We start from the raw sequence: 13,860 nt of genomic DNA, 5'->3' as shown, positions 1-13,860 counted from the left end.
AATATTATGTCGTACTATAAAGGTACGATGTTTATATAAAACTGAATGGTTAGATAATAACGTTTATACTTAAAAGTATGACGTAGTTAAAATAATTGGCAGTTACTAACAATATAGGACTGGATAAGAAATGACCATAACATACTATTACGGCCATAATTTGAATGTTCTGTCAGAAAGTAGTGCTTAGGTTTGCGCAGTGTTAGCGCTGGGTTACTTCTAGCTTTCTAAACAATAGCGATAGTGAAAAGCAGAGTAAAAAGTAGCATAGGCCCACGATTAGCCAGATCTCAAATATCAATCCAGACGAATTAGCGATTTCAGTGCCAACAAATGTCATCTCTTGTATCGAAATCAGTGAAACAATCGAGGTGTCTTTGACTAAGGATATGGCTTGACCGGCTAAAGCGGGGCTTATAGCAGTAAGCACTTGAGGGGCTATAACGTCACGATATTGATGCCATGTAGACAAACCTAATGACTGGCCAGCTTCCCACTGACCTTTTGGTATAGCGTTAAGCCCTGCTCTGACAATTTCAGCAACATAGGCTGAGGAAAGCAGCCCTATGCATATTACGCCGGATAGTAAGTTCTCCCACAGTGATTGAGGGCCGAATAAGAAGGATTGCCAGCCACTAATTTCACTACTACTACCACGAAGTAATTCAGATAACCCCAGTAATGGAATTAGCTGATTGGAAATGAAGAAATAAAAAATAAATATGAATACGAGTGGTGGAATATTCCTCACCAGCTGAATAAAGATATTTGCCGGAACCCGCAAAAACACCATATTTGAGTGCTTCGCTAGTCCAAGTAGGGTGCCTAGGGAAAGCGCCAACAGCATACCCCAAATACTAAGGCGTAATGTCGAGATGGCGCCTTGAACGAAGTAAGGCAGTCCACCATTGCTTGTGGGAGTAAACACCAACTCAAAAGCCTGAGACCATCGCCAATGGTAATTAATACCGATGGAAGAGCGATAGCCGAGCCACGCTAGTAGTACAACCAGCACGGTAATAAGTACAAGATCTAAAGTGGATAAGCGCCACTTCTTTTTCATTGCACCATTGGGATATTTACGGCCTGTTGAGTCGGTGTTCATCATAATATTTACTGTCCGCCGGCGATTTGATCTTGCCAATCAAGAGTAGAGAACCAGTACTCATAGCGATCTTTTAGCCAACCATCATCGGTACGAGCCTGAATCCACTGATCAAAGAATGCTTTTTTGTCCTCTTCACCCAAGCGCACTGCGAATGCCTCGTTACCTTTTGATAAACGCTCACTAAACGGAATAAACAGGGCATTGGCGTGTTTAATTGCTTCATGCTCTGGCTTAGGGCTAGATGCGATCACTGCATGCGCATTACCGTTGAGTACTTCTTGAAACGCTTGGGCATCATCGTCAAATTGTAAGACTTTAGCTTTAGGGAAGGTTTCACGAGCAACTTGAACCGTATAGGCGCCTCGTCTTGCCGCGATCTTAACTCGACGAGAATCGAAGTCTTCAATGGTCGAGAAGCCTTCCGCAAGTTTCTTACTGGCGGCAATTTGAACTCCTGAATGAGAGTAAGGTGTAGTAAAGAGAACACTCTTAGAACGCTCTGGTGTGATCGACATACCCCCGATGATTACATCAAATTTTTGCGCCAATAGAGCTGGAATAATGCCGTCCCACGCAGTTGGAACAAATTCTACTTTCCAGCCTGAGTCCTCTGCGAGGCGTTTAGCAACATCGATTTCAAAACCAATTAAATCACCTTGTTTGTCACGCATAGCCCATGGAACAAAGGTGGACATACCAACGCGTAGCGTGCCTCGTTCATTGATCTTGTCGAGGTTTGGAGTGTCACTGGCAGTGACACCTAGAGACACAGCCATACCAATAGCTGCGGTAGTGATGGCTCTAATTATATTTTTGAGTTTTCCTTGCATAGTCTGACTCCTTGATTGCGATTTAAGTTAAATCGATTGCGATTGGTTTAAGCGATGCTCCAACCAAGCGGATAAAGCTGATAACGTAAGTGTTAGTACTAAATAAATAGCGGCCACGGTAAACCAAATTTCAAAAGGCATGGCCGTTTCTGAAACGATGTTGCGACCCTCTGTGGTTAAATCGAAAATAGCCATAACGCTGACGATGGATGAGTTTTTTATTAGCGATACGATTTCATTGGTGAGTGGAGGGACAGTGCGTCTCACGACTTGAGGCAGTATCACATCGTAATAGGTGTAGAATCGCGACAAACCTACTGAGCGGCAGGCTTCAAACTGCCCTTTAGGGATACTGTTTAAGCCTGCTCGCAATATCTCAGCTGTATAAGCACCTTGAAATAAAGCCAGCGCGAACACGGCAGTAGAAAAACGATCAAGACCTATAATTGGACCAAACACAAAGTAAAGCAGGTAGATTTGAACAAGTAGTGGTGTATTTCGAATCCCTTCGACATAACAATGAGCTATGCCACGACCAACGACTGAGTTTGATGTTTTAAGTAAGGCAGTAATGAGTCCAAACAACAAGGTGAAAACGAGCGCTAGTCCACTGACTTTGAGTGTTACGACAAGTCCTTCAAGCAGCTCAGCGGGCCACCACTGTCCATCTTCATAAAAGGCGAGGTAATCGGGTACGCGTTCCCATTGCCAGCGATAGCCCATCGCTTCAGCTCCGCTATCGAGCAGCCAAACAAGCGCAACAGTGACTAATGCGATCTGTAACAATGCCGATAGAACTGGCTTAATAATCTTTAATATCATCAGTGATTTAAGATCTTATCTAAGAAGGCTTTTGTTCTAGGGTGTTGCGGATTATCAAAAATCTGGCTCGGCGGAGCAGATTCTAGAATTTGTCCTTCATCCATAAAGATTACCCGGTCTGCCACACGTTTGGCGAAACCCATTTCATGAGTAACACAGAGCATGGTCATCCCTTCTTCTGCCAGTTCAACCATCACATTGAGCACTTCACTGATCATTTCAGGATCGAGCGCAGAAGTCGGTTCATCGAACAGCAATATGTCAGGCTTCATACAAAGAGAGCGCGCTATTGCCACCCTTTGCTGCTGACCACCGGATAGTTGAGAAGGGTACTTGTTCGCTTGCTCGGCGATTTTCACGCGCTCAAGCATTTCGAGTGCACGAGATGTGGCCTCTTTTTTAGATAGCTTGAGTGTGCGAATAGGCGACAGAGTGAGGTTTTCTAACACAGTAAGGTGTGGAAATAAATTGAAGTGCTGGAATACCATACCAACTTGTCCGGGCTTTATTCCAGTAGAGTTGATAGCTTGCCCCAATACTTGTATGTCACCATTATTGTATTGCTCTAATCCGTTAATGCAGCGGATTAATGTGGACTTTCCTGAGCCTGAAGGGCCGCAGATTACGACAATTTCACCTTGGAGGACTTCGAGGTTAATTGCTGAGAGAGCTTGGAATTCTCCAAACCATTTATCGACGTTGTTAAAGCTGACAGCGTTCACTTGGAACCCATTGTTTTTGTTATATGCGTCTACATTAGCAATATCGTTAAGCTATAACAAGCGCTTGAGAAGTTAGTTGAATAATAAGTGTGTCAGAAGTGATTTCACACTTCTGACACCAGAAGATTTAATGGTCTACTTGTCGAGGGAGCTCAGATAAAAACGCTTGAAAGCTGCTTTCTCGTACTTTTTCCAGAACAAAGCGAAGCTCTTCGATAAGGTCCGCCTTTGCCCAATCTATGCGGATGTCGATCGGTGCGAGATGCGCAAATTCAATACGCAATGAAGCAGAAACTGTACCTCGTTTGTCTCCACCCGCTGATAAGGCCGCTTCTAAAGCGTTAATAAGCGCATCGGGCAAAGTTGCTTCATAGTCTGGTTTATATTGAGGGGCCTCAATGTGCTCCAATACCGCTTGGGAATTTATAGCCGTTTGTTCAATAAATACTCGACTGAATTGCTCTAAGACTTGATGTCCCTCTAACATATTGCCAGCCACGGCAATAGTTGGATAGTTAAGGTGACCAATGTAGGCAATATTGTCGCTGCCATCTAACGCAGCGGATGCTCCGTTTTGGTCCATAACAAGACATTGTCGCTGACTATGTCCTGAGTCTAACGCAGTCAGTTCGTTGATAATATCTCTGGCGGAAGTACCTTGCTGTAATTTGTTTTTGGCAAAGTCTGCATACCAAGGATTGGTAAATAACCCTTGGGTAGCACATGCACCAACGGAGCGCCAAGAATGATTGACATATCCGCCAACGCAAGGACCACCGGTCGCAGTAATGGACGCGGAGGTTCCGGTTAATGGATTAAAATGTAATAGAGATATTGTCATAGTCTTCTGGAAAATGGGAGGCGCAGTGCCTCCACTTATAATTGAAGTTAGTAGCCGATTAATTGGCCAATGAATAGTGCGACCCAGCTTAGTCCGTATACCATAAGCATGAATGGCATAATGGCTTTAAGCCATTGTTCGTAAGAAACTCGTCCCAATGCCAGCATAGCTAAAGTACCGCCCGACGTTGGAACAATTAGGTTGGTTAAACCATCGCCAACTTGGAAGGCAGTAATCATCAACTGACGACTCATTCCTACCAAATCAGCAACAGGAATTAGAATTGGCATAGTTACCATTGCTTGTCCTGAACCTGATGGTACAAACAAGTTGATAATACCTTGCACGACACTGGCTACGATCGCAGAGATGGCAATAGGCATATCTTGGATTAGAGAGCTCAGCGCATTAACGATGGTATCGATGATCTGTGCTTGATCTAGAATCACTTGAATGGATGCCGCGACACCGATTACCAAAGCACCTGCGGTTACACCTGATGCACCAACCATCATTTCTTTGACGATTTGGTTAGCATTCATTTTGTTGATGATACCGATAACGATCGCCATGAGCAGGAATAAACCTGCAATCTCATTGATGTACCAACCATTGGCGAAAACGCCGTAAAGCATCACGCCAAGGCCCGCAACAAAAGCAGCAAGCGTGAGCTTGTTCTCTCGATTCATCGAATATTCGCTAAGATCTTTCTTAAGACCGGTAGAGTCATCTTGCTCTACAAAGTCCATTTTGGTGACTTTCTTGCAGATAAAGAGTGAAAGAAGAGCCAGCGAGGCGATAACGAGAGCGGTACGCAGACCAGCGCCAGAGAAAGTAGGGAGCTCTGCAATACCTTGAGCAACACCTACGGTATATGGGTTAATAGGTGACAAAGCAAAACCGACACCGATACCACCTACTGCCATTACGGTGCCTACTAGACTTGAATAGCCGACTGCTGCGGAAATCAAAACAGCGACCGGGACCAACGCAATATTGTTTTCAAAACCAACCGCCACGCCGAAGAAACCATAAATAAACGTACCAATAGTGATTATTAGGTTACGGTTTTCTACTCCTACGCGATTTACTGCGACACCAATTGCATTTTCTAATGCACCGGAACGTTGCAGAATATGGAACAACCCACCAGCGATAAACACAATGAACAGGTAAGGTGCTGCACTAATCAAGCCTTTCGGAATGGCAACGAAAATATCGAAGAAATGTACCGATGGTGCATCTTGAAGGTACGTGAACGATTCCGGAACTACCGTTGTTCTTCCATCAACAACGGCTCTTTCAAATACGCCTGCTGGAACGATGAACGTGAGCAAGTAAGTTGCCACTAAAATGCCAAAAATTAAGACCATAGGGTCTGGCATTGACTTGTACCAGGGGCGTTTTGATGTTGTGTCAATCTGATTGGTCATTTCCATGTCCAATATTCTCCATAGTTTGATTCTAGGTTGATTCTTTACGTTTTTATATCGCTAGGCAGAATTCTTTTAGTACTTGTAAAGATGCTTGTAAGTCTTCCTGAGTAATCGCTTCGTCAGGATGATGACTTACGCCATCAGTGCATCGCATGAACAGCATTGCGATGTCGGTTAGAGAGCTGACCGCGAGGCCATCGTGACCAGCTCCACTGAATAAGGTTTTCGGTTTAATACCACAAGTTTCGATAGCTTGAGTTAGCTTATCTGACAGGGCCTTTGAACATTGAACGGCTTGTTGCTCATAGGTCTGCGTATGGTCGTAACTGAGATTGAGTGCGTTAAGTTGTTGCTGAATTGACGCTAAAAATGTCGCTCTTGCGTTACGGCGCTTCTCATCAATAGGAGAGCGAAGTTCAACGGTAATATGCGTTTTCTGTGGGATGACGTTCACGCCGTTAGGGTAGTTTTCTATTTTTCCTATCACGCCAACGAGATCTCTATCACTTTTACACAGGGCGTCAAAAGTGCTGATTACACTTGCAGCGCCGACAAGAGAGTCTTGGCGGTTGTGCATTGGAACAGTACCAGCATGTCCCGCTTTGCCATGAATGGTTATGGTATGTCTTTCTATCCCAGTGATAGCGGATACAACACCGACTGGCAGTTGTTCGGCTTCAAGCTGTGGACCTTGTTCTATGTGCAGCTCAACAAAACCAATGACTTCTTCTGCGTCGTAGGCATCATTCTCTATTTGCTGTGTCTCACAACCAAAGTCGTGAAGTGCGTCTTGCAGCGATACCCCTTGTGGATCCTTAGCGTCGAGCATTGCAGGGTCGAAAATACCGGAAATGGCTTTCGAGCCGAGTAGTGTTGATTGAAAGCGAGTGCCTTCTTCATCACTAAAGGCGATGACATCAATGTTGTACGGAAGTTGAATATCTTGCTGGTTCAGGTGGTGAACGAGAGCGAGTGGGGCAACGACTCCCAAAATTCCATCGTACTTACCACCATTAGGAACGGTGTCTTGATGTGAACCAAAGATGAGAGTCTTTGCGTTTGATTCCGCGCTGGCGTATCGGCCAATTAGGTTGGCGGCATTGTCCATTCTCACTGACATGCCTGACTCCATCATGTATTGCTTCAGTAGATTGATGGCCTCTTTATGTTCTTTTGTGGCACAAAGGCGGGTTACGCCTTCTACATCAGGGTTGGTTGTCTCAGAACATTTTGCTAGTTGCTCAAGCCAATCCCAAGCTAGTGATGAAGTGAATGCAATGGTCATATTTATTCTCGTTTTTGATGCTGCGTTTACTTATTTATCATGATAAATTGGCAAAATACACTATTTATCATGATAAATGCAATCGATGTCGTCGCTTTTGTGAGTATGATTTGTAACGATATTGAGAGCTAATAACCTTGTGTTTTAAGGTAACTGCTTCACCCGACAGGGCGTTTCAGTTACCGTAGACATTGAAATCGAGTAAAAATAGAGGTGTCTTTTGACCGTCAAAAAACGACGAACCGAAAACGTAGCGTCAGCGATTAAAAAATGGATTGTGGAACAGAAGCTTCAGCCAGGAGATAGACTTCCTAATGAAGTGGAAGTGATGGAAATGTTTGACGCCTCAAAAAGCACAGTGCGCGAATCGATGCGACTATTAGACGCTCAGGGGCTATTGCAGACAAAAACGGGCCCCAAAGGTGGTGTCTTCGTTTCCGAAGTCTCTGAAGAAAAAGCGCAAATGTTGCTGAGTAATTATCTATTCTTCAAGGAGACTTCAATTGAAGATTTGTATCAGCTACGTCTCGCATTAGAGCCCCAACTTGCCGCCAGTTTAGCGGGTAAACTAACGTCGAATCAGCTCAAAGAGCTAAAGGACCAAACCAAATTGTATGCTGAGCCTCCTCGTGATATTTATGAAGAGCGAGAGCATCACTTAGCGTCGATTGAATTCCATCGTATTTTGGCAAGTTTTTCCTCCAATGAGTTACTAAAACTGGTTATCCGCTTTACTGCTCAAATGTTGTCAGATATGACAATCTACAAGAAGCTATATGAGCCAGAAAATTACGATCTCTGGCGCACAGGTATAGATAGCCAACTTTCATTAATTGAGGCATTGAGAGTTGGTGATTCTGAAATGGCGTATAAAGTCATGCAGAAACATATGAAAACCGCGTTGAAACTAATGAAACTTCAAGAAGTTGAAATGGAGAATCGTTTTCTTGATGTAATTTAGGTCATAATGACTCAGATGTGTTTTAATGTTGTGATTGTGGTCTAGGTCTAAATGACTGTTTTAATTGTGATTTTTGTGTTAAAAGTCTTTAATTACAATAAGATAAAAATTGGCACACGTTATGCTATAGAGACTTCAGGAATAATCAGCTTTGGCAAAGTACCAAGGCACGAATTAAAATACTGGAGTCCTCATTATGTTCTGTATTCAATGCGAACAAACTATTCAAACCCCTGTTGCTAAAGGGTGTTCTTATACTCAAGGTATGTGTGGCAAAACGTCTGAAGTTTCTGACCTACAAGACGTATTAGTGTATACCCTTCAAGGGGTTTCATTCTGGGCCGATCAGGGTCGTAAATTCGGTATCGTAGACCAAGAAATCGACCAATGGGCGCCTAGAGCATTCTTTTCTACACTAACTAACGTTAACTTCGACCCTGAACGCATCATCGAGCTTGCCAATCTGGCTGCAACATATAAAGCGCGTCTTCAAGAACAAGTTCAAGCTGCCTCTCTAGTACAAGGTATCGCGATTGATGAACTTTCTTCTGCTGCTCAGTTTGACTTACCAACTACAAAACAAGCGCTATTAGAATTTGCTCCGACTGCAGCGGTAAACCGTGGTCACGATAGTCTACATGAAGACGTGATTGGCCTTCGTTTACTCTGTCTCTATGGTCTTAAAGGTGCAGCCGCCTACCTTGAGCATGCTCGTGTGCTCTCTCAAAAAGACGAAGCGGTCTATGGTGAGTATCACCAAATTATGGCTTGGTTAGGTACTGACCCTGTCGATTTAGAGCCATTACTGAATACCTCGATGCAAATTGGTCTTATGAATTACAAGATCATGGAAATGCTAGATAAAGGTGAAACGGAAACCTTCGGTCACCCTGAGCCGACTCAAGTTAACGTTAAAACGGTAAAAGGCCACTGTATTCTAGTGTCTGGCCATGACCTTCATGACTTAGAGAAAATCCTTCAGCAAACAGAAGGAAAAGGCATTAACGTCTACACCAATGGTGAGATGCTCCCAGCTCACGCTTACCCAGAGCTTAAGAAGTACCCTCATTTAGTTGGTAACTATGGCAGCGCATGGCAGAACCAGCAAAAAGAGTTTGCCAACTTCCCTGGTGCGATTGTCATGACGTCGAACTGCTTGCTTAACCCTAATGTCGGTCAATACGCGGACCGTCTGTTCACGCGCAGCATTGTAGGTTGGCCAGGTGTGGCGCACATTGAAGGGGACGATTTCAGTCAAGTGATTGAATGTGCACTTGCGCAAGACGGCTTCCAGCACGACGAAATTGAACACATGATCACGGTTGGGTTTGGTCGCAATGCGCTAATGCAAGCAGCACCAGCAGTTGTCGAACAAGTGAAAGCGGGTGCAATCAAGCATTTCTTCTTGGTTGGTGGTTGTGATGGAGACAAGGCAGAGCGTAGTTACTACAGCGATTTTACAGCTCAAGCTCCGGAGGATAGTGTTATTCTGACGCTGGCGTGTGGCAAGTTCCGCTTCAACAAAAACCAGTTTGGTGACATCAATGGTATTCCTCGCCTATTGGATGTGGGTCAGTGCAATGATGCTTACTCTGCTATCCAATTGGCGTTAGCGCTTGCTGATGAGTTTGATTGTGGCATTAACGAATTGCCACTGACTCTCGTCCTATCTTGGTTTGAGCAAAAAGCGATTGTCATCTTGTTGACACTCTTCGCTTTAGGCGTTAAAGGCATTTATACCGGTCCAACGGCTCCTGCATTCCTTACAGATAACCTGCTTAGCATCTTACAAGAGAAGTTTGATATGCGTGGTATTTCTACCGTAGAAAACGACTTAAAGACGATTTTGGCAGCGTAAAAAAAGGTACTAGAAATGGCGTTTAAGGCGCCATTTCTTATTCAGAGGAATGATGTAATGGCATGGTCCCAATCAGATACGATAGAACTGACATGTACTAAAAAGTGGTTTGAAACACCAGATTCGGTATCGTTTGAACTTGCTTCAAAGTCCGGCGAGACTGAATTTCAATTCAAACCGGGTCAATTCTCATCGCTTGGCTTTGATATTGACGGCAGTAAAGCGTATCGAGCTTATTCAATTAGTTCAGTACCGGGAAGTAAAACGCTCAAATTCACAGTGAAGCGCGTCGCAGGCGGTTTGGTGTCAAACCATATTGTTGAGCAGCTTGAAGTTGGTGCTCAGGTAGAAGCGTTAGCACCACTTGGTCATTTCAATAATATTGACTGTCAGCCCAAAAACAAAGTCCTAATGATCAGCGCGGGATGTGGTATCACACCTGTCATGTCCATGGTCGATCAGTGGCTAGTGGACGGTGCAGATGTCAATATCGAATTTCTCCATCTTGCGAAGAGCAAACAAGATGCAATTTACTTTGATAGGTTGGTTGAGCTTAACCAAACGGTCGATAACTTCGCACTAAAAATGTTGCTTGAAGACAATTCTGGCACAGATTTTCCGCAAGGTTTGATAAATCTTGAATGGCTAACGTCGTTAATTCCTGACTTTCATGAACGCACCGTTTATTTGTGTGGTCCAACGGGCTTTATGGAGGTAGTCAAATCTTCCCTAGAGCAAGCCAACTTTGATATGTCGGAGTTCCATCAAGAAAGTTTTACGCCGACTGATGTTACGGTAGACATGGAAGAGGGCGTTGTAAAAGTAGCGGTGCCTGACTTTGGTGTTGAGCTTGATGCTGATAAGGGAACCTTGTTAATTGATGCCTTGGAGAAGGGAGGCGTGCCGGTTATTGCAGCTTGCCGCAGTGGTATTTGTGGTTCATGCAAATGTAAGGTGAAAGTTGGCCAAGTAGGCTCTACCAGCTACGAAACGTTGACTGAAGAAGAGAAAGCTAATGGATTTGTGCTGGCTTGTTCCAGTACCATTAAATCGGATGTAGAAGTGAGCTTGTACTGACGGATTGTTGATAATTTGCACTGTTTTGGGAGGGCGTATCGACTAGTTCGAGCGCCCATTTTTTTAACGGGTTTTTATATCAACTCTAGGTATGACTTTTTGAGCAAGATGAACAAGACTGTGCTTGCTTGATCAACTGCTGGAAGTGAGCATCATCAAATGACTTTGAAGTGGGCTCCAAGTGAGATTGGGGACAAGGGTTGGTCACATAATGACTGGGACTCAATAAGGCATAGGCAGCGAGTAAGGCGATAGCAAGAGCGAAAAGACGTTTCATGGTAAATCAATATGAAATAAGTGATGAGTTACCATAACGAATGGCTTTTAGAAGGTCGTTTCTAAGAGTATTAATAATGATTAACTTAATCCTTAGTGTTACTCCATCATGTGCGGAAAGAAAACACGGGTTAGAATAACTATCACAGTGACTATCAGATACATAATATAGAGCGAATGCAGTCGGTTACTCGGATATCTGTGAACGTAAATCAGTCGAATATAGAAAATACAAACGGCTGCAATGAGCAGCAAGATAACCTCTATCAAGTTTCCTAAGCTTTGTGCACCTACGCCAAACACTGCCAGTACAGACCAAGCAGCGAAGACCATTAGAGGCAAAAACGCATCTCCCCAACTCAACGCCCCTTTGCGGTAGGCGTGAACACCCCCCGGAAAGGCGACTAAGTAGTACGCGCTTAGACAAAAGCAGAAAAAAACGACCAACACGGCTCCTCCAATTCATTGATAAATAAATTATTGCACAGGCGTATAGTTATATCTGTGGAGAAGTGTCATAGGTTTGTATGGAAGCAAGGAAAAGAATGCGAGAAACAAAAGTGGTGAGTACAATTCGCGTTATATTTGCTCTATTGACTCACCAAGAACAGTTAGACTAATGCGCTCAGAGATTCTAGTGCAGATGCACGGTTTTCTGCGGCAGGTTCATCACCCATGTTTAGCGCTTCGGCGTAAATGAATTCCACATCCGTCATACCAAGGAAGCCTAAAATCGTAGCAAGATAATCATTCATACTGTTGCGAGGTGTATCTTTGTGAATGCCACCACGAGTGGTTAATACCACTACTTCTTTCTCTTGGATAAGACCAACAGGGCCTGTTTCAGTGTAGGTGAACGTTACTCCAGCACGAGCGATAAGATCAAAATAGTTCTTAAGCTGGGTTGGAATCATGAAGTTGTACATCGGTGCTGCAATAATCACTTTATTTGCGCTTTTGAGTTCCTCAATGAGGTCGTCTGAAAGTTTGACAATCTCTTGTAGCTCTGGCGCTAAGTCTTCGCTATTGCCGCGAAGGGCTGTCGCCACTTCCATGTTCAATACTGGCACTGGATTAGTGGCTAGGTCACGAATGATCACATCGGATTTACCCTCAATAGCCTGATCAATGATCTGATTTGATTGAGAGTAATCACCTAGAATGCTCGACTTTAGAACAAGAGTTTTAGACATATCGTTATCCTTTTATGGGGAAGTCACTTTCGCTTCCTAAACAATGCGTCCAGTCTAATCAGACGGAGCGTGACTGAAAAGTCACTAAATTTGAGTGAGAAGTTCGAAATAACTGAACAAGAAAATGCCCGCAATAAAAGTGGAACTACTTATGCAAGACAATTAGGAGCAATTGAATTTTTCATTACTTATTGGAGTTTAATTATGCCTAAATGGATAACATTTCTGATGGTGTTCGGGTTTATTGCCTTGGTTTTCTTGAGCATTATTGCTTATTTCTTGGGGATGCAACTCATTGTTTATACGGCCTCTGAATGGAAAAACAGTTGGTTAGTTATTACTGGTCAGCTCGTTTGGTTCTTCTTCTGTTTGTCTTTGGCCATCAGCGTACTAGATAAAACCTTGAAAAAGTCAAAGATGCACTTTACTAGTGCATCCTGAGCCAAATTGGATCTGGCGTTCTTTTTATTGATAGAAAGTAGGGTAGTGCTGGCGATTTTTTCATTGCTTTACCCTTCTTCGTTCGACTGAGCCAAACGCATTTTGATATAGTCCAAAAATAGTTTGGTTCTCGTATGCTCATAATCCAGTTTAGGATAATAGGCGTAGACGGTAGAGTCCAAAGCTTGAATCTCGGGAAGGACTCTAACTAAAGCGCCAGACTTGACGTCTTCTTTGATCATAATGTCGTTACTGATTAATACCCCCATCCCATTTTTGGCGGCATAAAATAATGCTTCTGGGTTAGTGGTCGCAAAATTTCCGGACAACATGACGCGTTGTGTTTTCGAGATCTTGTATTCTCGTTGTGGACGCTCACCCCAAATAAGAATGTTATGTTGTTTGAGCTCGTCAATAGATTGGGGAGCACCAAACTCTCTAATGTAGGAAGGCGCAGCATAAAAGCCGATTCGTTGCTCAAATAACGAAGTTTGTCTCATGCTAAGACTGTTGAGAGTTTCTAGCTCACGACTAATAAATACATCTAGGTTGGTATCTGGAAGCTGACCAGGAATTGTGGTGGTCAGCTGAATTCGAATGTCAGGATATTGCGTTAGAAAGTCGTTTAGATACTGAACCAAAAATTTGGAGCCGACGGCGATGGTTGCGCCGATTTTTAACAATCCTGCCGGAGTTTCATTGACCGAGCGAGTCTCGTCAATGATGGACTGAAACCTATCAAGAGAATCTTTTGAGCGTTGATAGAAAAGCGCACCTGCTTCTGTTTGGGTGACAGAGCGAGTGGTTCTTTTTAGAAGTTGGACACCGATACGTTCTTCAAGCCAGTGGACGCGTTTGCTGATGGCTGAACTGGTAGTATTCAGTCTTCTGGCTGCACCATTGAAACTGCCTTCTTCGACGACACGAATGTAAGTATTGATACACGATATCCAATCCATGTGCACTCCTAGATTGTTTCCTATTAGGACGTATTCTGTTTCCTTTATAGT

Annotated in this window: 14 protein-coding genes; 4 read left to right on the top strand and 10 right to left on the bottom strand. The window is 43.7% G+C overall.

Annotated elements, in window-relative coordinates:
- Positions 1–202: 202 nt before the first annotated feature.
- From VME0621_RS03450 to VME0621_RS03420, 7 genes are all read right to left on the bottom strand, one after another.
- Positions 203–1,108: an amino acid ABC transporter permease gene (locus VME0621_RS03450; protein WP_082795451.1), complete on the bottom strand. Its 906-nt coding sequence runs from the start codon at positions 1,106–1,108 to the stop codon at positions 203–205.
- 5 nt (positions 1,109–1,113) lie between these two features.
- A complete protein-coding gene (locus VME0621_RS03445) occupies positions 1,114–1,884 on the bottom strand; it encodes a transporter substrate-binding domain-containing protein (protein ID WP_370736758.1) in 771 nt (256 codons plus the stop codon).
- An 81-nt stretch (positions 1,885–1,965) separates the two neighbouring features.
- The gene (locus tag VME0621_RS03440) at positions 1,966–2,760 is read right to left on the bottom strand and encodes an amino acid ABC transporter permease (RefSeq protein WP_038224955.1); all 795 of its coding nucleotides are present in this window, start codon (positions 2,758–2,760) and stop codon (positions 1,966–1,968) included.
- A complete protein-coding gene (locus VME0621_RS03435; RefSeq protein WP_062455681.1) occupies positions 2,760–3,482 on the bottom strand; it encodes an amino acid ABC transporter ATP-binding protein in 723 nt (240 codons plus the stop codon). The genes VME0621_RS03440 and VME0621_RS03435 overlap by 1 nt, the downstream gene beginning before the upstream one ends.
- A 127-nt stretch (positions 3,483–3,609) precedes the next feature.
- Positions 3,610–4,323: a DUF1028 domain-containing protein gene (locus tag VME0621_RS03430; RefSeq protein ID WP_062455677.1), complete on the bottom strand. Its 714-nt coding sequence runs from the start codon at positions 4,321–4,323 to the stop codon at positions 3,610–3,612.
- A 47-nt stretch (positions 4,324–4,370) separates the two neighbouring features.
- A complete protein-coding gene (locus tag VME0621_RS03425; RefSeq protein WP_038224961.1) occupies positions 4,371–5,762 on the bottom strand; it encodes a YfcC family protein in 1,392 nt (463 codons plus the stop codon).
- 46 nt (positions 5,763–5,808) lie between these two features.
- Positions 5,809–7,044, bottom strand: coding sequence for a M20 family metallo-hydrolase (locus VME0621_RS03420; RefSeq protein ID WP_062455675.1), 1,236 nt, complete (start codon positions 7,042–7,044; stop codon positions 5,809–5,811).
- Between the two features lie 220 nt (positions 7,045–7,264).
- Here VME0621_RS03420 and VME0621_RS03415 point away from each other — a divergent pair, with 220 nt between their 5' ends.
- From VME0621_RS03415 to VME0621_RS03405, 3 genes are all read left to right on the top strand, one after another.
- Positions 7,265–8,005, top strand: coding sequence for a FadR/GntR family transcriptional regulator (locus tag VME0621_RS03415; protein ID WP_006069108.1), 741 nt, complete (start codon positions 7,265–7,267; stop codon positions 8,003–8,005).
- A gap of 196 nt (positions 8,006–8,201) precedes the next feature.
- Complete coding sequence (gene hcp / locus VME0621_RS03410; protein ID WP_062455674.1) at positions 8,202–9,863, top strand: hydroxylamine reductase; 1,662 nt, start codon at positions 8,202–8,204, stop codon at positions 9,861–9,863.
- A 57-nt stretch (positions 9,864–9,920) separates the two neighbouring features.
- A complete protein-coding gene (locus tag VME0621_RS03405; protein ID WP_062456527.1) occupies positions 9,921–10,940 on the top strand; it encodes an FAD-binding oxidoreductase in 1,020 nt (339 codons plus the stop codon).
- Between the two features lie 375 nt (positions 10,941–11,315).
- Here VME0621_RS03405 and VME0621_RS03400 read toward each other — a convergent pair whose 3' ends face one another.
- Positions 11,316–11,666 carry a hypothetical protein gene (locus VME0621_RS03400; protein WP_062455671.1) on the bottom strand — a complete coding sequence of 117 codons (351 nt, stop codon included), beginning with the start codon at positions 11,664–11,666 and terminating at the stop codon, positions 11,316–11,318.
- Between the two features lie 161 nt (positions 11,667–11,827).
- The gene (locus tag VME0621_RS03395) at positions 11,828–12,409 is read right to left on the bottom strand and encodes an FMN-dependent NADH-azoreductase (protein WP_062455668.1); all 582 of its coding nucleotides are present in this window, start codon (positions 12,407–12,409) and stop codon (positions 11,828–11,830) included.
- 204 nt (positions 12,410–12,613) lie between these two features.
- Between VME0621_RS03395 and VME0621_RS26500 the strand changes: the two genes are divergently transcribed.
- On the top strand, positions 12,614–12,850 hold the full coding sequence (locus VME0621_RS26500; protein ID WP_088878148.1) for a hypothetical protein: 237 nt from the start codon (positions 12,614–12,616) through the stop codon (positions 12,848–12,850).
- Between the two features lie 68 nt (positions 12,851–12,918).
- Here VME0621_RS26500 and VME0621_RS03385 read toward each other — a convergent pair whose 3' ends face one another.
- On the bottom strand, positions 12,919–13,809 hold the full coding sequence (locus tag VME0621_RS03385; protein WP_038224974.1) for a LysR family transcriptional regulator: 891 nt from the start codon (positions 13,807–13,809) through the stop codon (positions 12,919–12,921).
- Positions 13,810–13,860 lie beyond the last annotated feature (51 nt).

This window comes from Vibrio mediterranei, assembly GCF_900088415.1.
In the GTDB taxonomy this organism is placed as follows: Bacteria; Pseudomonadota; Gammaproteobacteria; order Enterobacterales; family Vibrionaceae; genus Vibrio; species Vibrio mediterranei.
Note: the sequence above shows the minus strand (reverse complement) of the source record. Positions and strands in the feature narration are given on the sequence as shown.